The sequence below is a fragment of the Pseudomonas sp. TH49 genome (genome assembly GCF_016650625.1).
In the GTDB taxonomy this organism is placed as follows: Bacteria; Pseudomonadota; Gammaproteobacteria; order Pseudomonadales; family Pseudomonadaceae; genus Aquipseudomonas; species Aquipseudomonas fluorescens_H.
On record NZ_JAEKFL010000002.1, the window covers coordinates 893076 to 918051 of the forward strand.

The window sequence follows — 24976 nt, forward strand, 5'->3', positions numbered from 1 at the left end:
CTAGGGGAATCGAGGCAGCAGGCTGTATCAGCCGTTGTGCACTACCTGATTACTTGACCGCTGCCAGTCATGACGGTTCCGAGGTTTCGATATCAAAATGTCATTGAATTAACGAGTAAAGGCTCAAAGTCCTTGCTGCAAGGCCGGGTCGTCGGGGTTCATCTGTTCCAGTTGTGCCAGCAGGATCTGCACGTTCTGCAGTTGGCCGCTTTCCTTCCAGTAGTTGATCAGCAACACCCGCGCCTTGCGGTCGGCGGGGTGGCGCTGCACCACTTCCTGCAACTGTTTTTGCGCCGCTTCCAGCTCTTCGGCGGCGTGCAGGGTGGTGGCGAGGTCGTAGCGGTAATCCTTGTTGTCGGGCTCGAGTTCCACCGCTTTGGACAAACCGAGCAGGGCGAACTCACGCTGGTCGTGGTGCAGCAGCCACAGCCCCAACGCGTGTTGCAGGTAGGCGGAATCCGGTTGGGCCTGCAGCTGTCTGGCCAGCAACTGTCGGGCGGCGTCGCTTTGGCCCTGACGGTCGAGAACATCGATTTGCATGACCAGCGCCGGCAGGTTGTTTGGTTCCAGGCGCAGGGTATTGTCGAGCGCTTGCTGGGCTTGTTTGAGTTCGGCGTTGTGCAGATACAGGCGCGCCAGTTGCGCATAGGTGGCGGCGTTTTCCGGTTGCTCCTTGAGCACTTGCTCCCAGCCATCGATCGCTTGCTGCAGCGGCGCGAAATACAGACCCAGTTCATCCGGCGTCAGGCCCAGCAAGGCGTTGATCGCAGCGAACCGCACACTTTGGTCTTCATCGTCGAGCATTGGCCCGAGCAACAGACTGCGCTGCCCGCCGGGCACCAGTCCCACCACACTTTGAATCGCCGCCAGTCGCACTTCGGGCGCTTCGTTTTGCAGATGGGCGTCGGCCAGTTTCAGCGCTTGCGGGCTTGGATAGTTGGGCAGCTCCGCCAGCAGCCAGGCACTGCGTTTGGGCGACAGATCCGGGCGCCCCAACTGTTGATACAACTGCCGCGCTGCTCCCGGCTGCCCCGAACGGGCCGCCGTGAGGGCTTCGCTATAGCCGCGCTTGATCGCTTCTGGCACCACCGGCGTGGTGCTGCGCAGCGATAACCAGGCGATGACGATAACCAGCACAAGGCCAAGGCTGATGAACAGGTAGCGGCGGGACTGAGGCATGCAGGATTCCGTGAACGGGCGTTCTTTGGCAGAGGGGGCAAGCTTCGGTCAGCATGGCCGTTGAGTCAAATTCCCACATCGATCAATTGTGAGAACAGGCACAAAAAAGCCCCGCGACCGAATGATACGCGGGGCAAAAAATTGGTTGGTTGCGGCCAACCAAAGGAGCTCTGTAGAAATGCTTACTTGCTGGCGACGGTTTCCGGCTGCCAGCCACCACCCAAGGCCTTGTAGATCGCGACGATGCCGCGATACAGATCGACTTCAGCCTGGGCCTGGCTGTCTTCGGCATTCAGACGTTCCCGCTGAGCGTCGAGCAGCACGAGGAAGTCGGTAGTGCCTTCGCGGTAGCGGATCTCCGCCAGATCGGCTGCCTTGCGGCTCGATTCACTCTGGCGGATCAGCGAGATCAGCCGTTGCTGACGCTTGCCGTAATCGCTGAAGGCGTTTTCCGATTCTTCCAGTGCCAGCAGCACTTGTTGCTCGTAGGTCGCGAGCGCGCCTTCGGCATCGGCATCGGCGCCGCGCAGACGGGCGCGCACGCTGCCCAGATCAAACGCTGCCCAGGTGATGCTCGGGCCCAGTGCCCAGGCGTTGGCCGCCGAGGAACCGATCTGCGAACCACGCCCGGCCGTCCAGCCAAGGAACCCGCTGAGGCTGACCCGTGGGAACAGATCAGCTTTCGCCACGCCGATTCGCGCGGTGGCCGAGGCCAGTTTGCGTTCGGCGCTGAGGATGTCCGGACGGCGTTGCAGCAGCTCACCCGGATCGCCGATCGGCAAGGCCTTGGCAATCGCCGGCAATTCTTTCGGGCTCAGATCCACGGTCAGTTTGTCCGGACGCTCACCCAGCAGGGTGGCGATGCGGTTTTTCTGCCGAACCTGTTCCGCCTGCAGTTGCGGCACGCTGGCTTCGACCGAGGCCAGACGCGCATCGGCACGTTCGACGTCGAGCTGATCGCCAACGCCGGCGTCACGCAGGCTGATGGTGATCTTGCGTGACTCCTGCTGGTTTTCCAGGTTGGCCACGGCGATTTTCTCGCGCAGTTGTGCACCGCGCAGTTGACCGTAGGCATCCACCAGTTCGGCAATCATGGTGACTTGCAGTTGGTACAGATCGGCTTCCGCTGCCTGCTGGTCGGCGTCGCTGGCTTCCAGATTGCGCTGGATGCGCCCGAACAGGTCGATTTCCCAGGCCATGTCCAGCCCCAGGTCGTAGCGTTCGCTGTTGACCCGTTTGGTGGTCTGGCCGGGGATTTGTCCCTTGGCCAGATCGCTGCTCGCGCGGCTGGTGATGGTCGGCATCGCATCGTTGCTGACGTCGTCGCGGATCGCCCGGGCGGCTTTCCAGCGGGCGAACGCCACGCGCAGTTGACGGTTGCCTTGCAGCGATTGAGTCACCAACTGGTTGAGGGTCGGATCGTCGAATTGCTGCCACCAGATGCCTTCGAACTTCGAACGGTCAAAGTTCTTCTGACCGGCAGCGCCGTCGGTGGCGGTGGTGATGTTGGCCGCCTCCGTCGCCGGGGTCTTGTAGTCAGGGCCGACGGCGCAGGCGCTCAACGCCAGCACCAGCAGACTCGGCAGGAAGACTTTCAGACTCATTATTGCGCCTCCAGTGGCTTTTGCAGAGCGTGTGCCTTGGCCGCTTTGCGGGCTTCGCCACGCTCGACGAAATTACGGATCAAAACGTAGAACACTGGCGTCAGCAACAGACCGAAGAAGGTCACCCCGAGCATCCCGGAGAACACCGCCACACCCATGGCATGACGCATCTCGGCACCGGCACCGCTGGAGAACACCAGTGGCACCACACCCATGATGAACGCGAAGGAGGTCATCAGGATCGGCCGCAGACGCAGACGGCAGGCTTCCAGAACCGCCGCCAGCGGATCGAGACCTTCCAGCTGTTTGTCCTTGGCGAACTCGACGATCAGAATCGCGTTCTTGCACGCAAGCCCCACCAGTACGATCAAACCGATCTGGGTGAAGATGTTGTTGTCGCTGCCAGAGATGATCACACCGGTAATGGCCGACAGCAGGGTCATCGGTACGATCAGGATCACCGCCAGTGGCAGGCTCCAGCTTTCGTACTGAGCGGCGAGTACCAGGAACGCCAGCAGGACGCAGAGCGGGAACACGAACAGCGCGGTGTTGCCGGACAGAATCTGCTGGTAAGTCAGGTCGGTCCACTCGTAGGTCATGCCGTTCGGCAGTTCATCCTTGAGCAGTTTCTCGATGGCTTTTTCCGCTTGGCCGGAGCTGTAGCCGGGGGCTGCGGCACCGTTGATTTCCGCGGTGATGAAGCCGTTGTAGTGCATCACGCGATCCGGGCCCGAGGTGTCGCTGACCTTGATGAAGGTCGCCAGCGGGATCATTTCGCCCTTGTTGTTGCGCACTTTCAGCTGACCGATCTGGTCGGATTCGAGACGGAACTGCTGTTCAGCCTGAACGTTGACCTGATAGGTGCGTCCGAAGCGGTTGAAGTCGTTGGCATACAGCGAACCCAGGTAGATCTGCAGGGTATCGAAGATGTCGCTGACGGCCACGCCGTGGGTCTTGGCTTTTTCGCGGTCGATGGCAGCGTCGACCTGCGGCACGTTCACCGTGTAGCTGGTGAACAGCCCGGCCAGTTCAGGCACGTTGTGGCTCTTGGCGATGATGTTCATGGTTTCCTTGTACAGCTCGTCGTAGCCCAGGTTGCCCCGGTCTTCGATTTGCAGGCGGAAACCACCAATGGTGCCCAGGCCTTGTACCGGCGGTGGCGGGAAGATCGCCATGTACGCTTCCTGAATGTTCGCGTACTGACCGTTCAAGGCTCCGGCGATTGCTCCGGCGGACATGCTTGGGTCTTTACGTTCGTCGAACGGTTTCAGGGTCACGAACACGATGCCGGCGTTCGGACTGTTGGTGAAGCCGTTGATCGACAGACCGGGGAACGCTACGGCGCTTTCCACGCCTGGCTGTTTCAGCGCCAGGTCTGACATGCGCTTGATCACGTCTTCGGTGCGATCCAGGCTCGCGGCGTCCGGCAGTTGCGCGAAAGCCACCAGGTATTGCTTGTCCTGGCCGGGGACGAAACCGGTCGGGGTGTTGGCAAAACCGAAGAAGGTCAGCACCATCAGGCCTGCGTACAGCAGCAGGGCGATACCGCTGCTGCGGATCACACGGCGCACGGTGCCGACATAACCATGGCTGGCGCGGTCGAAGAAGCGGTTGAACGGACGGAACAGCCAGCCACCGAAGATCTTGTCCAGCACTTTGGAGAAGCGGTCTTTCGGCGCGTCATGCCCTTTGAGCAATACGGCAGCCAGTGCCGGCGACAGGGTTAGCGAGTTGAACGCAGAGATCACGGTCGAAATCGCAATGGTCAACGCAAACTGCTTGTAGAACTGCCCGGTGAGGCCGGAGATGAACGCGGCCGGTACGAACACCGCACACAACACCAGCGCCGTGGCGATGATCGGACCGGTCACTTCACGCATCGCCCGCTTGGTCGCTTCGACCGGCGTCAGTCCCAGTTCGATGTTGCGCTCGACGTTCTCCACCACCACGATGGCGTCGTCCACCACGATCCCGATCGCCAATACCAGACCGAACAGCGACAGTGCGTTGAGCGAGAAACCGAACAGGTGCATCACTGCAAACGTACCGATCAACGATACCGGCACTGCCACCAACGGAATGATCGAGGCGCGCCAGGTCTGCAGGAACAGGATCACCACCAGCACCACAAGGATCAGTGCCTCGAAGAGGGTGTGAACCACCGCCTCGATCGAGCCGCGCACGAAGATCGTCGGGTCATAGACGATGCTGTAGTCCATGCCTTGCGGGAAGCTTTTCTTCAGTTCTTCCATCTTGCCGCGAACTTCGTTCGAGATCTCGATGGCGTTGGAGCCTGGGCGCTGGAAGATCGGGATAGCTACAGCAGGCTGGTTGTTCAGCAACGAACGCAGGGCGTACTGGCTGGAACCCAGCTCGACGCGAGCGATGTCCTTGAGACGAGTGATTTCACCGTTGTCGCCTGCGCGAATGATGATGTTCTCGAACTCTTCTTCGGAGACCAGACGGCCCTGAGTGTTGACCGACAGCTGGAAGCTTTGGGCATTCGGGGCAGGGGGCGCACCGAGTTGACCGGCAGCGACCTGACGGTTCTGCTCACGAATCGCCGTCACCACATCAGTGGCGGTCAGATTGCGCGAAGCGGTCTTGTTCGGATCCAGCCAGACCCGCAGCGAGTAGTCGCCCATACCGAACAGCTGCACGTCACCGACACCGCCCAGGCGAGCCAGCTCATCCTTGATGTTGAGGATCGCGTAGTTGGACAGGTAGAGCATGTCGTAGCGTTTGTCCGGCGAGGTCAAGTGCACAACCATGGTCAGGTCGGGCGAGGCCTTGTCGACGGTGATACCGATGCGCGTCACTTCCTCGGGAAGTTTCGGTTCGGTACGGGTCACCCGGTTTTGCACCTGCACCTGCGCGTTGTCCAGGTCAGTGCCCAGGGCGAAGGTGATGGTCAGGGTGATCTTGCCGTCAGCGGTGGACTGCGAGGACATGTACAGCATGTTCTCGACGCCGGTGATGGCTTGCTCCAGCGGAGCGGCCACGGTTTCACCGATGACTTTGGGGTTGGCGCCCGGGAAGTTGGCACGCACCACCACGGTGGGCGGCACGACTTCCGGGTATTCGCTGATCGGTAGCTGGAACAGCGAGATCGCACCGGCGATCAGGATCAACAGCGAGAGCACCGCTGCGAAGATCGGCCGTGAAATGAAGAATTGGGAAAAATTCATCGGAGTTGTCGTCCCTTAACCGCGTGGGGTCGCAGCGGCGAGCTTCACAGCCGTACCCTGTGCACCTTTGGCGGGTGCGACTTTGGGCAGGTTGCTGGCTTCCAGCGCTTGTCGTTGTTGAGCCAGAGCGGCGATGGTCTGCTCGCTGGCCATCGGGATCACTTCAGGGGTAACCGGCGAACCCGGACGTACCCGCTGCAAGCCCTTGACGATGATCGTGTCGTCCTTGTTCAGGCCGCTGCGCACGATGCGCAGGCCTTCGATCTTCGGCCCGAGTTCGACGGGACGGTAGGCGGTCTTGTTGTCCGCATCCATCACCAGCACGAACTTCTTGCCCAGATCGGTGCCGACCGCTTCGTCGTTGATCAGCATGGCGTTGTAGGTGCCGCTGCCGACCAGTTTCAGCCGTGCGTACAGGCCTGGGGTGTAGGTACCGTCGCTGTTGTCGAACACCGCACGACCACGGATGGTGCCGGTTTTCGGGTTGACCTGGTTGTCGACGAAGTTCATTTGACCGAGGTGCGGGTTGCCGTCTTCGTTGGACAGGCCCATGTACACCGGAGTGGTCGCGCCGCGCTGACCGTTACGGGCGAGTTGGGTGTATTTGAGGAACACACGCTCGTCGGCGTCGAAGTAGGCGTAGACCTTGTCGGTGGAGACCACGCTGGTCAGCGGGGTGGTGTCGGCGGTCACCAGGTTGCCCGCAGTGATTTCGGCACGGCTGACGCGACCACTGATTGGCGCGGTGACGCGGGTGAAGCTCAGGTTCAGCTTGGCCAGATCCAGCTGCGCTTGCAGGGCGCCGACGGCGGCGCGGGCTTCCTGTGCAGCACTGGTGCGCGAGTCGGCCAGTTCCGCGGAGATCGCGTTGCTGGCACGCAGGCGTTCGCCACGACCGGCTTCGTTTTCACTGCGAGTGGCGTTGGCACGCGCTTGGGCTACCAGGGCTTCGAGGCGGCGCACCTCAGCCTGGAAAGGACGCGGGTCGATCTGGAACAGCAGGTCGCCTTTCTTGACCAGCGCGCCTTCGGTGAAGGCGACCTCGTCGATCTGGCCAGAGACCCGGGGACGGATTTCAACGGTTTCCGGCGCTTCGAGGCGCCCGGTGAATTCGTCCCACTCGTTGACCGGTTGTTCCAGCACCTTCGCCACGCTGACTTTGGCAGCGGGCAGGGTGGCGGCAGTCTCCGGAGTCTTGCCGCAAGCGCTCATCACCAGCACGGCCAACAGGGCCAAGGGGAAGCGCAAATGTTTGAGTGACTGTTCCATGGAATCATCCGCCAATGTATTGAAGATGGGCGGATGATGCTCGGCGGGGTGTGATGGCACGAATCGAATGAAGCAAAGGTAACTATCATTCGGAATGATATAAGACCGATTCGAGCCCTCTAGCATGCACCTTTCGTTAGGGGGCTATCAATCTGTTTGATGACAAATCTATGTTGCGCCGCGAGTAAAAATCCGGCGGCGTTTCAGATTCATGTCGTACAAACAAAGAGACGGCCATGAAGGCCGTCTCGTTCAACGTGCTGCGGGGTGACTCAGTTGTTGCCTTTGCGGTTCGGCCCGAAACGGTTTGGCCCCGGCTGGCTGTCTTGCACCAGGAACACCAGGTTGACGATCGGCAGCAGCAACCACCAGCCGCTACGGTCGGTGTCGTGCATGCGGCGCGCACCGGCGGCAATGCTCGGCAGGAACATCGCCAGGCTGTACAGGTTGTAGAGCACGCCCTTGGTGTTGAGCATTGCATCGAGAACGCCCATGACAATGCAGATACCCAGGTTGATCAGCACGAACATCCAGTATTCGCGGCGAGTGGCGCGGCCTTTGAATTCGGCGTAATTCTTCAGCGCTTCCACGTAAGGGTTGCCCGTGGTGATCGCGGGACCGCTTGCATAGGACTGTTGAGTGGCCTGAGGTGCACCGCACTGTGGGCAGGCCACAGCCAGACTACTAATCTCCTTGGCGCAACCACGGCAGAAAACCAAGCTCATATTTTTTCCCTAAAATTATTCAATCGATAGACAGGACAAAACGAACGCGGCAAGGCCTGACAAAACAATGCCGGCAATCGCGAGGTTTCTTCCTGGGTGTTTTTGATTGATACAGACGATGCCGCAAGTGAGGCCCGCAAGGCTGAGAATGCCCACACCGACAATCGCATCCCTGTCCCATTCGGAATCATCAAACAGGGTAAGTGCGCTGATAATTCCGAGGATCAACGAAACGATGGCCAGCCAGGGTATTGCAGCTTGCGTTTGCGGCACGCAGGCCTGTTGGGCAGCCCCGCATTGGGGGCAGGTGAGCGCCGTTTCGTGTAGCTCCTTGGCGCAAGCACGACAATAGACCATTGCCATCGTTTTCCTTAACTGAGTGCGGATGCCCGACCCTCCATCGGTCGGGGCGGCGGTAAGTTAATAGTTATTGCAAGATTTGTCATGCAGCGTTTGTATAAACAGCCTCTGAATGTTTAATCCGAGAGAAAGTAAGCGGGTATTACCATTGGCTGTTCATTTTGAGATCCCTGAAGTTTTCTGGCGCTTTTTGAGGTGTACTTTCGCAGATAGCGTCAAGATGTCAGGGTTATTGATATTCCCTATGATTGAGCTGTTGAATTTCAATTTTGCCGGCTCGAACGGGCTGCATAGACTGCCTGACAGCGGATGTCTGCTCGATTGACAGTCGCGCGGCAGATTTGCGCAAATACAAGTCGCCGTCGTTCATGCAAGCATTGCCGGGCAGATCCAGTCAGTGGGGGATTGGCTGTGAAAATGAACGCCGGGTACCTGCTGATCTCTATCGTCCAGAAAAAAAAGAATGGTGTGGCAGGCATACATTGCGTTCGCGACGTCGATTCTCCTTCCAGCGTTTTGCGTTGAGGAAGGTGCGGCGTTCTGTATTCCTCGAGCCCGACAGAAGTGATCATCATGAGGGAACAAGATGACCGGGGGTTTTTCGAATAATCACTCTACGCATTGGGAACATGAAGTTCTCGACAGTGCAGGGACGCTGCAAGCTTTCATAAATAAGGCTGCGCCATTGAAGGTCGATATGGTGCTGGAAGGCGAAACCGGCACCGGCAAGGACACGCTGGCCCGACGTATTCATCAATTGTCCTGTCGCGAGGGACCGCTGATTGCACTCAACTGTGCAGCGGTGCCCGAACAACTGGCCGAGAGTGAATTGTTCGGGGTCATGGCCGGCGCCTATACCGGCGCGTCAAAGTCCCGGGCGGGCTACATCGAAGCCTCCAACCACGGCACGCTGTATCTCGACGAAATCGATAGCATGCCGTTGCTGCTCCAGGCCAAGTTGCTGCGTGTGCTGGAGATGCGCGGTATCGAGCGCCTGGGCTCGACGCGCTTTGTGCCGCTGGATCTGCGGGTAATCGTCGCCACCCAGACCCCCCTGGAAAAACTGGTGGAAGAGGGAAAGTTTCGCCGCGACCTGTTTTTTCGCCTCAATGTGATCAAGATCCAGCTCCCCACCTTGCGCTCGGGCCTGCAACACATCCAGCCGTTGTTTCAGCGCTTCGTCAATGAAGCCGCCGTGCGTCACCATCAACCGATTCCGCAACCCGACCCCGACCTGCTCAAGCGTCTGCTCAGCCATCGCTGGCCGGGCAACATCCGAGAACTCAAATGCGCTGCCGAGCGTTTCGTGCTGGGCATGCCTGCGTTGCAGATGGATGCACCTTTCGGTGATTGCCAGTCCGGCGTGCCGCTCAAAAGCCATTTGCGCCTGTTCGAGAAAACCCTGATCCAGGATTGCCTCAGCCGTCACGACAAGTGCATTGACGCGGTGATCAGCGAACTGGGGATCCCCCGACGCACCCTTTACCACCGTATGAAAAGCCTGAGCATCGATTCCCCCGAGCTCTGATCTCGGGTTTGTGCGCATCGATTTGCCGACCTCATGGAACCGCTTCCGAGAATCGACCACTCACTGTTCGAACACCATTGGGGTGTTCAAACAACCTTCGATTATCAGGAGTAACACTATGGCCGGTACCGCATCCCTTGGCGCTTCGATGGCTGCCATGACGCAGATGGACGCCACTGCTGCAGCAACCACCACCATGAACGCCCAGGCTCAGTCCAACAAGATGATGACCGATACCGTCAACGGTATCGCCAGCGCCTATCAGGACTCTGCCACCAAAGCGCAGAACGCTGCCCAGCAGACCGGCAAGGCGATCAACTACTAAGTGGTCGTGGGCTCTCTCGACTCCGGTCGAGAGGGCCATGACTTGCGCAGTCAAGCAGGAGCACATCTATGTTTTCCACTTCGATAAGCATGCCCCAGACCACCTCGTTCCAGGGCGGTTTCAATACGTCCGGCCTGGGCAATCTGCAGAGCAACTCCGACAGCGGCGCCGGGCAGATCGCCTCGTTGCTGGGCGAGGCACTGTTCGAGAAAAACGGCAGCGGCGCGAACATCCGTGATGCGAAAAACCCGCTGCTGGGGATGATCGCCGACTACATGGACAAGAACCCGGACAAATTCGGCAAACCCGACGATGCCAACGGCAAGGTTCGCAGCTGGCGTGATGAGCTGAGTGAAGACAACTACCTCAACAAAGAGGAGAAGCAGGCCTTCACCCAAGGTCTGGAAGGTCTGATCAAGGACATTCTCGGCGGCGGCACCCAGAACGGCGGTAACGTCGGTGGCAGCAATGGCGGCTGGAATCCGGGCGCCGGTAATACCGGCAACAGTCAGGGCAGTGGCGGTATCCAGGACTTGCTGTCGTCGTTGCTGGGCAATCTGGGCGAAGAAAAACTCGACAACCTGCTCAAGCCAACCGGCAACCCCGTGCGTGACGCGAAGGGCGAAATGGCTTTCTCCAACGACGACAAGGACGTGCTCAAGGAAGTCGCGCGTTTCATGGACATGCACCCGGAAGAGTTCGGCAAACCGGACGGCAAATCCAAGGACTGGATGGGCGAGTTGTCCGAGGGCGATCTGTTCATGTCCAAGGGCGAGAGCAAGCAGTTCCAGAAAGCCATCGACATGATCAAGGGTGAGGTCAAGGGCAGTGCTCAAGGCAATTCACTGGGCGGACTGTTTCCCAATGCCGAGCAGAACTTCCTTAACGGCGGTGCCGGTAACACCCTGAAAACCGACGCCAGCATCGCGGCCGGCAACGTCTTGTCGGTGCTGGTACAGCAAAGCTCCACCAGCTATCGCGGCTGATTGTAAACCTTCGTCCCGGCAGGAGAGCGTGAATGGCGATTACAGGGGTAACAGTTAACCACTCGGGTCTATCCGTTACCGAAGGGCTGCCGCTCAGGCCGCCTGCCGAGGCGGACATTGCCTGGTTTAACTCACAGATGCAGCAGGCCGCTGCCCGGCCACCGCGCGAGGAGGCGGCAGATTCGCCGATCGCCCGGGCTTCGACGGCCCTGCAAAAGGATGCCGATAAGGCCGATCGAGACTTGCAGCGAGCATCGCGCTCCACCGATCCGCAGCAGGCGTTGCAGGCCAACCGGTCCTTGTCCTCGTTTTATCTGGAGAGCCTGCTCAGCGCCAAACTGGTGAGCAAGGCTGCTCAGAGCGTAGAAAAACTCACCAGTCTTCAATAAGGCCAGACCATGCATTTCAAGGCATTCAGGCGGCTTGTGCCGGCGCTGATGATCCTGCTGCTGTGCGGTTGTGGCGAGCGTATGGAACTGCATCGCGACCTCTCCGAACAGGACGCCAACGAAGTGCTGGCGGAACTGGCCGGCAAGCACATCGATGCGCAGAAGCGGCTGGACAAGAACGGTGTCGCGGTGCTGGTGGCGACCCGTGACATTTCCCGGGCGGTGCGGGCGCTCGAAGCCGTGGGGTTGCCGCGCCGCTCGCGCTCCAGCCTGGGTGAAGTGTTTCGCAAGGAAGGGGTGATTTCCTCGCCGCTGGAAGAGCGCGCGCGGTACCTCTATGCCTTGTCCCAGGAGCTGGAGCAGACCCTGTCGCAGATCGACGGTGTGGTGGTGGCCCGGGTTCACGTGGTGCTGCCGGAACGGGTGGCGCCGGGCGAACCGGTGCAACCGGCGTCGGCAGCGGTGTTCATCAAACACCGCGCGGAACTCGACCCGGACAGTGTACTGCCACGCATCCGGCGCATGGTTGCCAGCAGCATTCCGGGAATCAGCGGCGCCGATGACAAGAAACTCGCGGTGATCTTCGTGCCCGCCCAGAGCTATCAGGAGGCCGAGGAACAGGTGAGTATCGGCCCGCTGCGCATGACTCAGGAACGCTGGCAGTTCTGGCAGTGGCTTGCCGGGCTGTGTGTGCTGGCGGCGTTATTGCTGGCGGGCGGATTGCTGGTGCTCAACCCGCAATGGCGTCAGCGCCTGGGCAAAGCGGTAGGCGGGGCCAGACCGACGCCGTCCGATCCGCGATGAGTGTGCCGGCGGTTTCTCCGGAGCAAGCGCTGGCCTGGGTGCGCTGGTGGGTGCAGGGCGCACGGCAAGCCGAGGCTGATTGGGCTTTGGGCGAGCAGAACGTTGCAGCACACTGCCTGGCGTTTTTACGCAGTCATTCGGGGCCGTGGCTGGATGCGCATCTGGGCATGAGCGCCGAGTGGCCCGCCACACCCAACCCCGTTCTGTTGCCGTTGCTCAGCCTGGATCGTGAGCAATGGCGGCGGGTGTTGAACCTGGTGGCAACGGTCTGCGCGGGCAGCCAGACCCCGCAACCACCGGGCTTGAGCCAGCCCGAGCTGATCTGGTGTCGACGTCTGGGCAAGGCGCTGCAACCGGGAAACTGGTTGCCGCCGACAGCGTTGGCCGACACTGCCGAGATTCGCGGCCTGCGCCTGTTGCGGGCGTGGGTGGGGGAGTCGGTCTGGTCTCGCTTGCGTCTGACATTTGCCCGTTCGCGCGTGGTCGATGCCGAACGTGTGAGTTTCGCTTCGCTGCCGGGGCAACGCCTGACGAGCCTGTGGCAGGCCGTCAGTTGGTACGCCCTTACTGTCCCGAATGAACAAGGAACGCCCCATGTTGACTCGCCGCTGTCTGACGTTCAGTGATCCTCAGGCGTTACCCGACGGCCCGGTTCTGCGCCGTGAAATCCTCGAACAAAATCTGTTGGCCAGTCAGCTGCTGGAGGCTGCCCGCAGCAATGCCGAAAGCATCCTCGCTCAGGCACGCCGGCAGTCGGCGCAACTGGCCGACGAGGCCCGTGAGCAGGCACGGGCCGAGGTCTGGCGTCAGGCGGACGCGCTGCTCAACGAATGGCAGCAGCAGCGGCAACAGATGTGGACGGACATTATCGCCAGTGCCGAAACATTGGTCAGCGAGGCCATGCAGTGTCTGTTGGGCGAAACGGTGCAACCGGAGCGTATCAAGGCGCTGTTGCGCCAGCTCGCCGCAGCTCAGCCCTCGGATGAAGCTGGCGTGCTGCACTGTCATCCTGCAGAGCTGGATGCCGTCAGCCACCAGTTGCAGACGACGCAAGCGCTGTGGAGTGTCCGCGCCGACCCGCAACTGCCGCCGGACAGCCTGTGCCTGAGAACGGCGCTGGGGGATTTCAGCCTGTCGTGGGGCGCCCTGGTCGCCCAGGTCTGGCCATTGCCGCAAGTCCCGGCGCAATCAGTGCGATAACGCATGGAACCAAACTCGAAGGCTGACCACTCAGTGGGCAGTTTTCGGACCTGGAGTCTCACCATGCTGTCTTCTGATGCACTGCGCCGCCGTCTCGACAACACCTTCGAACACACGCAAAAGGATCTGGATTCCGCGGCTTTGTCACTGGATGCGTTTTCCCCGGATGACTGGCACGCGTTCAACTCGGCGATCCGCCAGTCCTCCACCGCCAGTTGGGCGGCCAATCAGGAAATTGTCGTCAAGCACAACCTGGCCAAGGCAATCATCAATGAAATCCGCTGAGCTGAGCGTCACCGTGCAACGCTGGCTGGACAGTGGTGAGGGCGAGCTGACGCTGCTGATCGATCAGCAATCGGTGCGCCTGCAACGGCGACCCGCCGGAGTGCTGTGTTGTGCCGGATTGAGTGTCGCCTGGCGCGGTGGCGACGCCGACCTTGAAGCGGCTCTGCGTTTGTCCGGCCCCAGTCTCGGACGCTTCAGCGCCGCCCTGGCGCTGGACCCGCAGGAGCGGCGTCTGTGTCTGGTGCGCTATCTGCCATTCGACGGAGTCAGCCCGATCATCGCCGCGCTGGAAGCCTTGGCCAATCAGCGTGAAGTCTGGGAAGCGATGCTGGCCCATACCCCGGCACCGGTGCGCCCTCGGCATCACGCTCTACCTTTGGGGCACCGTTATGTTTAAGCATTTGTGCGGGATGTCCCTGCTACTGGCACTGTCGTTGCCGACCCTGGCTGCGGTTCCCGCTGACTGGGGGCAATCGGCCTACGCCTACGAAGCCACACAAACTCCGCTGGACACCGTGCTCAGGGATTTCGCCAATGCCTTTGGGGTCGGCCTGAGTGTGACCGGTGTCAGCGGTATGCTCGACGTCAAATTGCGCGCGACCAATGCCGTGGAATTTCTCGATCGACTGGCGCTGGAACACCAGTTTCAGTGGTTCGTCTACAACGGCAAGTTGTACATCAGCCCCCAATCGGCCCAGGTTGCGCAGCGTCTCGAAGTGTCGGCCGATGCCGCGCCGGATCTGAAACAGGCGCTGACCGATATCGGCCTGCTGGACAAGCGTTTCGGCTGGGGCGAATTGCCCGATGAAGGTGTGGTGCTGGTCAGCGGGCCGGCGCGTTATGTCGAGCTGATCCGCAGCTTCAGCAAGGAGAAGGTCAAGCCTGACGAGAAGCAGCAGGTGATGATGTTTCCTCTGCGTTTTGCGGCCGTCGCCGACCGGCAGATTCAGTACCGCGAGCAAACCGTGAGCATTCCCGGCGTGGCGGCGATTCTCGAAGGGCTGCTGGAAAACCAGCGCTCCACGACGCCTTCAGCGCTGGACCCCAAGGCCAATATCAATGCGCTGCAGAGCATGGCTGATACTGCCCGGGGCAAGATCGTGCGTTTGGCCACGGAGCGGGTCAGCGGCCGTGCCGAGGTCAAGTCCAACGCCAGTGGACAGCGGCGCGTTGCCGCTGATGTGCGCAACAACGCCGTGCTGATTTACGACAACCCGGACAAGCGCGGGCAATACCAGCAACTGATCGAGCAGCTGGATTTGCCGAGCAAACTGGTGGAGATCGACGCGATCATCCTTGATATCGACCGCAGCCAGTTGACCACCTTGGAGTCGCGCTGGTCGGCCCGTGCTGGCAGCGTCACGGCGGGTAGCTCGCTGCTCGGCAGTGGCTCGTCGACCTTGTTCATACGCGATTTCGACCGATTCTTCGCCGAGATTCAGGCACTGGAGGGGCAGGGCGTGGCCTCGGTGATCGCCCGTCCCTCGGTGCTGACCCTGGAAAATCAGCCGGCAGTGATCGACTTCAGCCGCACGCAGTACATCACCGCCACCGGCGAGCGCGTAGCGACGATTGAACCGGTTACGGCCGGCACCAGCCTGCAAGTGATTCCGCGCACCATTGCCGGCGGTGGCGACAATCGTTTTCAGTTGATCGTCGATATCGAAGATGGCCAGCTGGAGCAGGTTCGCGACCAACAGACGCCGACCGTCAAACGCGGCACGGTGAGCACTCAAGCGGTGATCGCCGAAAACCGTTCGCTGGTGATCGGTGGTTTCCACGTCGATGAGCGTGGCGACCAGCAGCAACAGGTTCCGGTGCTCGGACAGATTCCGTTGCTGGGGCCACTGTTTTCCTCCAACAAGCGCCAGACGTCGCGGCGCGAGCGCTTGTTCATCCTGACGCCACGCCTGATTGGCGACCAGGTGGACCCGGCGCGCTATGTGGCCAGCGAAAACCGCGGGCAACTCGACCGGGCGCTGGCGTCCGGCCGTGAACCGGGAAAACCTGCGATTTTGCGTGCAGCGATAGCCGCGACTTTTGCCGGTCTGGTCAAGGGCGCTATCCCGGGTGATATCAAACAGTCATCATCTGGTGCGGCCTTGGGCGACCTGTGTAAAGTGCCAGCGACGCTCACGCTGGATCGGCAGCGGATGCAGTGGTTCAACGCAACGGATTATCGGGTGGCGGTCGGCGTGGTGAAAAACACCAGTGCCACACCGCAGCGCATTGACCCGGCAGCTTGTTCAGGATCACAGACATTGGCCGTAACAGTTGCGCCCAAGTTCCTGTTGCAACCTGGTGAATCAACTGAGATTTTCGTGGCTTTACGACCGACGGCGACTGCAACGCCTGCGGCAACACCGGCACGGATATCGATGTTGCCCCCACAGTGATGGGGGTTATAAAAAATAACGAGACCTGCATCGTTTTTTCGCCGTCCTGCCCAATGGGTGGCCGGAAAAGGATGTAGCGTCCGACAAGGAAGGTGACGAGATGAAGTTGTACCAGGCCATTATTGTGGCAGCGAGTCTGCTTTTGTTGAGCGCTTGTACTTTAATTCCAGAAGCTTCATGTGGTTCAGGTGATTGTCAGCAACTTGGCGCCAATAATGCCGAGTTGAATGTCTGGTGGTCTCCCGCACTACGGGATGGCGGCGGCGAATACAGTACGGTGTCTCTGAATGACTGAAACGATTTTGCAAAGTACCGATCAACAGGATTTTCTTGCGCGTATCGGCGAGAAGCGGGCCAGTGCCTGGCAATGGGCTCCGGGCATTGAGTTCGTGTGTCGCAAGGAGAGTCTGGGCTGGGGGCTGGCGCTGAATATCCAGCGTCAGGCACAACGTCCCGATTTGTTTTCGGACGCGCTTAAACGGCGTTTCGAAAATGTTGAATCCTACGACGGTTACTACATTTGCCTGGATAGCCAGCACACTTTCGTGGTCTGGCATGAACTCAACAATGAATATCAAGGAGAACAACTACAGGCGTTACTTGCTCAACTCTTGTCGCTGGCCGGGTTGAAACACTGATTTCGCAATGTTTGTTCTGAACGGAACTCCTCGTCGTTGTTTTTCCACTCATGTTTCGTACCGGCAGCTGTCCGGCGAAATCAACTACAGGAAAATCAATGGCGAACTCCGAGTCCATCATCCAGCGTTTAATTGCCCAGTTGGCCAGCCAATTGGGCACGCCACTTACCTTTCAGCGCGGCGTCTGTGCGTTATATGACCGCGACCATCTTCAAGCGGCTGTCATCGAGTTGCCGGAACACAGCGAAACCGTGGTTTTGCATTGTCGCCTGGGCACTGCGCAACCGGGGGCGGAGAACCTGCAACGTCTGCTGAGCATGAACTTCGATGTCGCGACTTTGCGCGGCTGCTGGCTGGCCCTGGATCAGGGCGACGTGCGCCTGTGTACTTCCCGTGAACTGGCTCGACTCGATGAAGACACCTTCGGTGGGCTGGTGCAGGGCTTTATTGCCCAGGTACGGGAAACCCGTGTGAGTCTGGCCCGTCTGCTCAATTGATCGACGAAGGAACTGCCTGCCAGCGCCGGCCACACAGAGGGCGTGTCGCCGCACAGTGCTGCGGCGAGCACGGTGGATCGCAGGCCATCCCGGCCTCGATCCGGACTCTCTCAGCAACGGGGTACGATGCAGATGGCAGATTTCAGTGTTTTTTCAGGGCTTTCACAGAGTGGGTCGGTGGCCGGTTTGTCGCTGGATCAGAGCACGCTGCCAGGCCAGAACGCGCCGTCCGGTGCTTCCGGGTTGCATGATCTGGCCAGCATGCTGGCCGAGATGTTGTTGGGCTCATCGTCGGGCAAGGAGGCCGGCGCCTCCGACCAGAGCGCCGGCGATGATTTGCTGCAGAAGCTGCAAGGGTCGGGCAAGGACGGGCAAACCGCCACCGAGGGCAATGGCGGCGAGTCGTCCAAAGAGTTGCTGACTCAGGTCTTGATGGCACTGTTCGAGAAGATCCTCGGCGGCGACGGTGCTCAGGGCGGTGACGGCGCACAGGCCAAGGGGGTGGGGGGCACGCAAGGGGCTGGCGCTGGTTCGAGCCCCGAGGATCTGGTCAATACGCTGATGAAGAGCCTCGGCGAAGGTTCCCTGAACAGCGCGATCAGTCCGACTGCAGAGGGCGGCGGACAAGTGTCCGGCGACGATCGACTCAAGGAACTGCTGGAGATGATCGCCCAGTTCATGGACAGCCACCCCGATACCTTTGGCACGCCGGGAGCCGACGGTGGTGGCACATCAAGCAAGGGCGGCGCACCGGTAACCGGCAACACTGCGCCGGTGCCGGACGCTGGTGTCAGCCCGAACCCGGAAGCTGGGGCACCGGTTCTGGACAACAGCGGTGCAGCGCCGGTGGCGTTCCCGACCGCTTCGAGTAACCCGACCGTGGTCAACAGCACCATCAAGGTCGGACCGGGCGAAGTGTTCGACGGCGGCGGCAAGACCTTCACTGCCGGTGCCGCACTGGGCGACGGTGGTCAGGGCGAGTCGCAGAAACCGCTGTTCGAACTGGCTGAAGGCGCCACTTTGAAAAACGTGATCATCGGCGAAAACGGCGCTGATGGCGTGCACGTCAAGGCAAACGGCGAGGAGCCAGTCAACGTGGATAACGTGCACTGGACCAATGTCGGCGAAGATGCCCTGACGGTGAAGGACGGCGGCGCCAAGACCACCCACCTGAACATCACCAACAGCAGTGCCCAGGGCGCGGCGGACAAGATCTTCCAGCTCAATGCCGATGCCAACGTCAATGTCGACAACTTCAAGGCCAAGGACTTTGGCACCTTCATGCGCACCAACGGTGGTCAGCAGGGCAACTGGAACCTCAATCTGAGCAACATCAGCGCCGAAAACGGCAAGTTCTCTTTTGTCAAAAGCGACAGCGAGGGTTTGAACATCAGCACTCACAACATCGACCTGAAAAACGTGCAGAACGCTTACAGCAAGCTGCCCGAGTCGACCCGGTTCCAGGAGGTCTGACATGAGCGCCCAGCCTTCAATCCCGAGCAGTTGGAAGGCGCTGGTTCATGGCAATGGCGAGCTGGATGCCCGTCAGCGTCAGGCGTTCGAACAGGCCATCGCTCTGGTCAGTCAGAGCTTGCGGGCGAGCCTCGAAAAACCGGCGATTCGCCGCAGCGAGCGCTTCAGCCTGCCGCGTTACATCGACAGCCTGGAACAGGATTTCCAGCCGCATGGCGCAACGGATCAATTACAGCAGGCAGCCGCGCTGACGGCCTACTGGATTGTCCGTTTGCTGGCTGAGCGTTTGCAGGAAGCGAACGCTCAGCCGCGCCGCTAACGGCCACCATAAACAACGGGCACCTGGTGACAGGCGCCCGTTTTTTATTGCGCTTCAGTGCTGGGCCTGCAGGCGTGCCTGCTCGAATTCCAGGTAAAGGATCGTGCGCGGTGCATCGCTGGCATTGACCACAAAATGATCCTGCGAGCCGTCGAAGATCACCGCCGTGCCGCAGCGATGCTGATAAAACTCGCCGGCAACGTTCAGGTAGGCGTAGTTGCGTTCGGCGGCCGCGCCCAGGGTCAGGTGCATTTGCAGCAGGCCTTCCTCGCAGACCTCGGGATGACGGTGAGTGCTGAGCCAGGCGTGAGGCTCCAGTCGAGCGAGGGCGGCGACCTTGAGCCCGGCCAGGGTTTCGAGCAGCGCCACCGTGCGCGGCAATGCCGCCCGGGCGGGAGGCAGTACCTGATCGCGGAACAGCAGCGGGTATTGCACCCAGTCGCGGTTACCGCCGGCGTCGCCCCAGCCTTTGAGCCAGCCATAGTCGCCGCCCTGTTGCAGGTGCGTGGTGACTTCGTGGTGAATCTGTTCATGAGCCTTGTCAGTACGGTCGATGTCGAGCACCGGCGCTTGCAACGTCAGCACCTCGTGCTGCATCAACGGCCATTGCGCGGCCAGTTCGGCCAGTGGCGGAAAATCGTCGAGGGGATAAAACGCAGGACGCATGTGGCCTCCTTGGAGAGTCTGGATAATCGCTTGGGGAAAAAGCCGTGGCCACATGAGCCACGGCAAACGCAGGCAGGTTCAGCTCTTGAGTTGCAGGCCGTCTTTCTTCAAGGCATCCACCGTAGCCTTGAGCGAAGCCCCAGGCCTTGAGAGTTCGCCGTCGAGGAAGTAACTCTTGGGGGTGTCCTGATCCTGGCCATAGCTGAAGTTGATCTTGCCCAGCGTCTTGTTGACGTTGAGCGAAGCACTGCTGCTGTAGCTGACCAAGGGCAGCGGCGAGGTGAAGCTCTCGGGCTGGTTGACGCTCTGGAACACGGTGATGGCCTTGATCCGCATGTTGTCGCGGTCGCTGAGCAGCGCCGCCAGTTCCTTCTGCGACAGGTCGCCTCGGCGGCTGCCTTCATCGATGCGGTCCTGCACCGAGTCCTTGAGTTCAAGGCGCACTCGCGCCAGGGTGCCCGGCGTGCCTTGCAGATCCTTGACCAGGGCCTTGAGCGTCGGGTCCTGGCCGAGCAACGCGGAGACGCGCTCAGCGTTGCTCGGCGAGTGCATCGGGCTGACCAGACTCATGACCTTGGACACCACGCCTTGCTCGTCCAGACGCGAGAGGTTGGTGTAGGAGCTTTCAAAGCGTCCGCCGTCGAGCAGGCTGTGTCTGGCCTCCGCCGCCTGTTGCTGCACGCCGGCCCGCTTGAGCGCGCGCAGGGCTGCGTATTGCTCGTCGTTTTCCGCCGGTTTGTCGGCGAAGTGTCGCTGCAGACCGTCCAGTTGCTTTTGCAGTTTTTCCTTGGGGCCGAGGCCTGCGTAGTCGGCATGTACGGTATCGGCCAGTCGCGTCAGTATCTGTTGTGACGCCGGATCCTTGAACGCGGCGCCGAGGCTGCCACCGAGTTTGCTCAGGTTGGCACTGGTCAGCGGTTCGGCTTCCTTGAAGGTGAATTTGACGCGTTTGCTGGTCTTGTTGTCGACGTTGACGGTCGCACTGCCACCCAGTGGCGCGACCACGCCCTGCGAGGCGCCGGACGGCTGGGCATTGCTGCCGGCGAGCTGGGCGCGGGCGAACAGTGAACCGCCGAAGCTGTTGAGCGCGCGCGGACGGTTGCGGCTGCTTTCCTGCAACTCGCCCTTGTTGCTGTGCTGGTCGAGGGAGTAGTTGGTGTAGTTGAGCAGGTTGACGTTGACCGTGCCGCCGACACCGACCCGTGCGGCGGCGGATAACGGCGAGCTGTCCTTGTCGCTGATGCCAAGGGCGACGCGCATCTCGGCGCTGGCGCTGGCATTGACGTCGACGTTGAAACGCAGGCCTTTCTGGGTTTCGTGATCGACGCCTTTTTTCATCACTTCAAGCGGACTCATCTTGCCGTTGAACAGGTTGTCGACGAACTGATCGATGCCTTCATCAGGCACGGTGAACACCACGCCGTCACGCTGAGTGCGGGTGGCGGTGCCGGTGACGTCCACGCCCAGGCGAAACGCCGGGGTCAGTTGCCGATCATTGCCGATATCAACCTTGGTGAACTTGTCCACTTCGCCGGCCTTGAAGAACCCCGGCCAGTAGTCCTTGCCGCCACCCACGCCACCGCTGGCCATCCCCGAGCCTTCACGTTGCAGGTACACGGTCACGCCTTTGTCGCCACGCTCGGCGTTGAGGTTGTAATTGCGCCCGCCACCCACCGCACCGCTGGGCCACGGGCCCATGCCCTTGTTGGCCAGCGACACGAACGGCGTGCTGAGGTTGAGTCCGTAGCTGCGTTGCAGGGCAATTTCGTCGTCGGGGTGTTCGAGTTGCTTGAGCGCCGACTTGAGCTGGTCCGCCAGTTCCGCCTGGGTCTTGCTGCCGGTTGCGGCCCGCAGGTTGACGCTGGTGGCGTGGTCTTCCTTCTTGAACCCGTTGAGGAAGGCCTTGATGCCGTCGTAGGACGCTTCGAGGTTGGCGTGATCGGTGAAACCCATGTCGGTGATCTGCTTCACCGGATGTTCACCGTAGGTCTTGTCCCGCAAATCGCTGAATTGCTTTTTCAACTGCGCCAGCTGCTGGCTGTTGTCGGCGTCGGGGCGGAGCATTTCCACCTTGCCCAGCAGGTCGCCGAGGTCCTTCAGCGTCACCACGTCCAGCGCCAGCCGGGCTTTGGTCAGTCCTTGGCTGTCGCTGGCGTCACGGCGTTGCCCGAGGGGAATATCGGCCTTCTGATGAGAGAGCTTCATGCCGTTGTCCTGCAGGGTCTTGAGCAGGGCGCCGGTGGGATTGTCCGCTGACGGTGCAACCTGCTTGAGTGCGCCTTGCACCTCCTTGAGCAGGTCATGACCCGAGCTGGCGATATTGAGTTTTTGCCCGAGGTTTTCCAGTTTCATGCTCAGTTGCGTGCGTCGTGATGCCGGCGCCAGTTCGCCGTGAATGTTCAGCAAACCCTCCTTTTGCTGCAGCAGTTTCGACTTTCCGTGTTGCTGGCCCAGATGCCGGGTGGCCCGCAGGCTGTTGTCCTCCAGCTCGCCGCGCAGAGATTCGAGATCCTGCAGCAGGTCGGCGCCTTGCGGGCCAAGATCGAGCTGACTGATCCGCGACTTCAGATCGCGCCCCGGCGGCGCGGCGGGCTGATCGTGATTGAGAATTTCCAGACGCTTGAACAGCTCGCCTTCCGACTTGTACAGCGGACGCAAACCTTCGCGGCCGTGGTGGTGATGCTGGATGTGGTTGCCGATATTTTTCAGTACCCGCGGGGTTTCCAGCGTCGGTTTGAAAATGTTGGCGCGGATGAATTCACGGGTGGGCGCACGGTTGGAGTTTTCCACGTTGCCACGGCCCATGAAGTTGGCATTCAGGCGTGCGGTGAGGCCGGTACCGGGAATTCTTGCGGTTTTCTCGCCGCCGCGCACTCGCGTGAACAAGTCGCTGAGGGCGTTATGGTCGGCCGGGCGCGGTGTCACGGGCTGCCAGGTCTGGCCCTTGAGCTGCAAGGGTGGTTGCTCGGGGTTGTCCCTGACGGTCACGTTCAAGCGATTGTCATCGCCGGTGCGGATACTTTGCAGCCGTTGCCCGGCCGGCAGCGGCACGGGTTTCCAGCTGGCCTCAGGGCGCGGCTGGTCGGGCTTGGCCTGCCAGTCATCCTTGGCCAGAGTGAACAGTTTGCCTTCGGTGGTCAGCGCATGCAGGTTGTGATTTTCGTCCAGTGCCAGCGAGGCCACGGTGCCTTCCAGATCGAGGCGGCTGAGGTCGCTGCTGGTGCCGTCGGGATGATGCGCGGTCAGGCGCTGGTTGCTGTCCTGGGCGACAAACTGCTTATCGTTGAGCATCGCGAATGCAGTGATATGGCGCTCTTCAAGGCCGGCCAGCGGCTCGCCCAGTGCAACCTTGGTTGAGCGCGGCGGCTGGTTCAGAGTGTGGCTGCCGCCGACGTTGACGGTGTTGTAATGGGGGCTGACATCGAGCTTTTTCAGCTGCCCGTCCTGCAGCAAATAAGCTTTGCTGTCGATACCGCGCTGCAACTGCTCGACGTCCTTGATGCCGGTGTCCTTCCAGTCCTGACTGGTGGAGTCCCAGCGCTGTACACGCTGATCGCTCAGGCCCACCCGGCCCAGCCGATCAAGGTCGAAGGTCTGCGCCGGCGTTGGCGCGGCACTGCCGGGCAGGCCGCGCTTGTTGTCCAGCACCAGCGCGTCACTGAGATTCCAGCCATCCTTGAGGCGCAGATTGGGCTCGTCCAGCGCATGGGTGTGGGTCTGCCCGGCGCGATCGCTGAGCAACACCTGCAAACCGCCCTGATTGTTATGGAGCAAACCGCTGACCTGATGTTTGCCACCCAGGCGTTCACCTTCGGGGTGGAAGTGCTCCTCGGGCATCAGTTGCAGGGTCGACGATTCGGCATCGATATCCGCACGCTTGACGCTGTACAGACGACCTTCAGTGTCGCTGACGAACAAGCGCTCAGGGCTCAGTCCGATGTGCCTGGCTTCGGCCAGGCCGCCATTGAGGATCAGCGTCTTGCCGGCGCCGGTGGCCGGGGTTTCCTGTGCCAGATCGAACAGGTGCAGGGTACGGCTCTGCTCGCCACTCAGGGTCGCGACATGCTGATTGACGCCGACTGAAAAGGCCTTGAGTTGCGGAATTTCAACGTGCGGTACATCGCGGCTGGTGAGGTCCACCAGATGATCGCCGATCTGTCCATACAACTTGCCGTTGCCCTGACTCGACAGATGGCTGAATTGCATGTCTTCGCTGCCCGGCGGCGTGCTCCAGGTGCGGCTGGCGTGATCAAATTCGTAAAGCTTTTCTTCGTGCAGACGCAAGGGCTGACCGTCGCGATCCTGATGGATTCCGGTCAGATGGCCGAGATGCGCGCGGCCAATCGTGTCCAGTGCGTTGCCGGTGTTGACGCGTGCTTGCTGGTCTTGCAGGACCAGTGTCGGTGACTGACCTTTGCCGGTTTCCTGCGGGCCGGCCGGCTGGCTGCTGCGCAGCATTGTCACGGCGATCGGCGTCTGTTTGATGTGCAGCAAATGGCCTTGGGGCTCCAGCAGCAGATGGTCCTCGCCATTGCGGTCACTGGCGCTGGCCTGATAGTGCTGCCCGGATCGGGTCAAGGTGCTGTGCAGCAGATCGGCCACCGCAGCCGGTTTGAAATCACTGAATTGCGGCTGGCCCTTGGCATCCAGATGTATCTCCGGCGACTTGTCGTCGCTCGGCGTGCGGCGCTGAATGCGCTCTTCCTGACCATTGAAGTGCGCGGCGTTGCTGCGGCTCAGTCGCGGCGTTTGCCCGGTGTTGCCGGCGCTCGAAGACGAGGCCTGCGGTTCGCTTTCCAGTGCAGCCGACGGATTGGCGTTGCTGGCCGAGGAGGAGGGGGCCGACAGGCGAGGCGTCGCCTGGGTGTCCTGTTTGACATGGCCGACCAGGTTCAGCAGGCGTCGACCCAGATCTCTCAAGGTGTGACTGCTGCGCTGGGTCGGTGCCTGCGGCTGTTGTTCCAGGCCCAGCGGGTTGTGGGTGGTCTGCGGGAGGGGCGCCAGCGTCGGCGACGCCGTCCGTTGAATCGATGACTCCATGGGAGAGCTCCAGGTCATGGACTGACACGGCGGGGTCGTTACGTCCGCCTTGGGCGTTCAGGAAAAATTCCTTTGCCCTGAGTGGCCGGCGCCGAGAGCTGGTTC

23 protein-coding genes are annotated in these 24976 nt (G+C 60.9%); 15 read left to right on the top strand and 8 right to left on the bottom strand.

Annotated features, from left to right (window positions below):
• Positions 1-123 precede the first annotated feature (123 nt).
• The 6 genes from JFU48_RS21555 to JFU48_RS21580 all read right to left on the bottom strand — a co-directional run bounded on the left by JFU48_RS21555 (position 124) and on the right by JFU48_RS21580 (position 8328).
• A complete protein-coding gene (locus JFU48_RS21555) occupies positions 124-1179 on the bottom strand; it encodes a tetratricopeptide repeat protein (protein ID WP_003225109.1) in 1056 nt (351 codons plus the stop codon).
• A gap of 182 nt (positions 1180-1361) precedes the next feature.
• Positions 1362-2783: an efflux transporter outer membrane subunit gene (locus JFU48_RS21560; protein WP_003225107.1), complete on the bottom strand. Its 1422-nt coding sequence runs from the start codon at positions 2781-2783 to the stop codon at positions 1362-1364.
• On the bottom strand, positions 2783-5971 hold the full coding sequence (locus tag JFU48_RS21565) for an efflux RND transporter permease subunit (RefSeq protein WP_003225105.1): 3189 nt from the start codon (positions 5969-5971) through the stop codon (positions 2783-2785). Before JFU48_RS21565 ends, JFU48_RS21560 begins: the two co-directional genes overlap by 1 nt.
• Positions 5972-5986: 15 nt before the next feature.
• A complete protein-coding gene (mexE, locus tag JFU48_RS21570) occupies positions 5987-7240 on the bottom strand; it encodes a multidrug efflux RND transporter periplasmic adaptor subunit MexE (protein ID WP_003225103.1) in 1254 nt (417 codons plus the stop codon).
• A 272-nt stretch (positions 7241-7512) separates the two neighbouring features.
• Positions 7513-7965, bottom strand: coding sequence for a DUF805 domain-containing protein (locus JFU48_RS21575; protein ID WP_103483515.1), 453 nt, complete (start codon positions 7963-7965; stop codon positions 7513-7515).
• Between the two features lie 15 nt (positions 7966-7980).
• On the bottom strand, positions 7981-8328 hold the full coding sequence (locus JFU48_RS21580) for a hypothetical protein (protein ID WP_003225099.1): 348 nt from the start codon (positions 8326-8328) through the stop codon (positions 7981-7983).
• A gap of 583 nt (positions 8329-8911) precedes the next feature.
• Between JFU48_RS21580 and JFU48_RS21585 the strand changes: the two genes are divergently transcribed.
• The 15 genes from JFU48_RS21585 to JFU48_RS21655 all read left to right on the top strand — a co-directional run bounded on the left by JFU48_RS21585 (position 8912) and on the right by JFU48_RS21655 (position 19165).
• Complete coding sequence (locus JFU48_RS21585; RefSeq protein ID WP_003225097.1) at positions 8912-9853, top strand: sigma 54-interacting transcriptional regulator; 942 nt, start codon at positions 8912-8914, stop codon at positions 9851-9853.
• A 118-nt stretch (positions 9854-9971) separates the two neighbouring features.
• Positions 9972-10178 carry a hypothetical protein gene (locus tag JFU48_RS21590; RefSeq protein WP_003225095.1) on the top strand — a complete coding sequence of 69 codons (207 nt, stop codon included), beginning with the start codon at positions 9972-9974 and terminating at the stop codon, positions 10176-10178.
• A 68-nt stretch (positions 10179-10246) separates the two neighbouring features.
• The gene (locus tag JFU48_RS21595; protein ID WP_003225093.1) at positions 10247-11164 is read left to right on the top strand and encodes a DNA-binding protein; all 918 of its coding nucleotides are present in this window, start codon (positions 10247-10249) and stop codon (positions 11162-11164) included.
• Positions 11165-11196: 32 nt separating this feature from the next.
• Entirely contained in the window at positions 11197-11553 is a 357-nt protein-coding gene (gene sctI, locus JFU48_RS21600; protein WP_201137602.1) for a type III secretion system inner rod subunit SctI, read from the top strand.
• A 9-nt stretch (positions 11554-11562) separates the two neighbouring features.
• Complete coding sequence (sctJ, locus tag JFU48_RS21605; protein WP_103483513.1) at positions 11563-12357, top strand: type III secretion system inner membrane ring lipoprotein SctJ; 795 nt, start codon at positions 11563-11565, stop codon at positions 12355-12357.
• Positions 12354-12983 (top strand): hypothetical protein, encoded by a 630-nt coding sequence (locus JFU48_RS21610; RefSeq protein WP_201137603.1) that lies wholly within the window; start codon positions 12354-12356, stop codon positions 12981-12983. Before sctJ ends, JFU48_RS21610 begins: the two co-directional genes overlap by 4 nt.
• On the top strand, positions 12952-13557 hold the full coding sequence (gene sctL / locus JFU48_RS21615; RefSeq protein WP_201137604.1) for a type III secretion system stator protein SctL: 606 nt from the start codon (positions 12952-12954) through the stop codon (positions 13555-13557). Before JFU48_RS21610 ends, sctL begins: the two co-directional genes overlap by 32 nt.
• A gap of 63 nt (positions 13558-13620) precedes the next feature.
• Entirely contained in the window at positions 13621-13842 is a 222-nt protein-coding gene (locus tag JFU48_RS21620; RefSeq protein WP_003225084.1) for an HPr kinase, read from the top strand.
• Complete coding sequence (locus JFU48_RS21625; protein WP_003225083.1) at positions 13829-14239, top strand: type III secretion system chaperone; 411 nt, start codon at positions 13829-13831, stop codon at positions 14237-14239. The genes JFU48_RS21620 and JFU48_RS21625 overlap by 14 nt, the downstream gene beginning before the upstream one ends.
• Before the next feature lie 13 nt (positions 14240-14252).
• Positions 14253-16238, top strand: coding sequence for a type III secretion system outer membrane ring subunit SctC (gene sctC / locus JFU48_RS21630; RefSeq protein WP_242486694.1), 1986 nt, complete (start codon positions 14253-14255; stop codon positions 16236-16238).
• A gap of 100 nt (positions 16239-16338) precedes the next feature.
• On the top strand, positions 16339-16533 hold the full coding sequence (locus JFU48_RS21635; RefSeq protein WP_146774697.1) for a hypothetical protein: 195 nt from the start codon (positions 16339-16341) through the stop codon (positions 16531-16533).
• Positions 16526-16876 carry a negative regulator of hrp expression HrpV gene (locus JFU48_RS21640; protein WP_103483509.1) on the top strand — a complete coding sequence of 117 codons (351 nt, stop codon included), beginning with the start codon at positions 16526-16528 and terminating at the stop codon, positions 16874-16876. Before JFU48_RS21635 ends, JFU48_RS21640 begins: the two co-directional genes overlap by 8 nt.
• 98 nt (positions 16877-16974) lie before the next feature.
• A complete protein-coding gene (locus JFU48_RS21645; protein WP_201137606.1) occupies positions 16975-17373 on the top strand; it encodes a type III secretion system chaperone in 399 nt (132 codons plus the stop codon).
• Between the two features lie 132 nt (positions 17374-17505).
• Positions 17506-18846, top strand: a complete 1341-nt coding sequence (locus tag JFU48_RS21650; protein ID WP_201137607.1) for a pectate lyase — start codon at positions 17506-17508, stop codon at positions 18844-18846.
• A 1-nt stretch (position 18847) separates the two neighbouring features.
• Complete coding sequence (locus JFU48_RS21655) at positions 18848-19165, top strand: HrpW-specific chaperone (protein WP_103520945.1); 318 nt, start codon at positions 18848-18850, stop codon at positions 19163-19165.
• A 54-nt stretch (positions 19166-19219) separates the two neighbouring features.
• On the opposite strand, the gene JFU48_RS21660 is transcribed toward JFU48_RS21655, so the two are convergent.
• Positions 19220-19831 carry an aspartyl/asparaginyl beta-hydroxylase domain-containing protein gene (locus JFU48_RS21660; protein WP_201137608.1) on the bottom strand — a complete coding sequence of 204 codons (612 nt, stop codon included), beginning with the start codon at positions 19829-19831 and terminating at the stop codon, positions 19220-19222.
• 78 nt (positions 19832-19909) lie between these two features.
• Positions 19910-24871, bottom strand: a complete 4962-nt coding sequence (locus tag JFU48_RS21665; RefSeq protein ID WP_201137609.1) for an AvrE-family type 3 secretion system effector — start codon at positions 24869-24871, stop codon at positions 19910-19912.
• Positions 24872-24976: the final 105 nt, after the last annotated feature.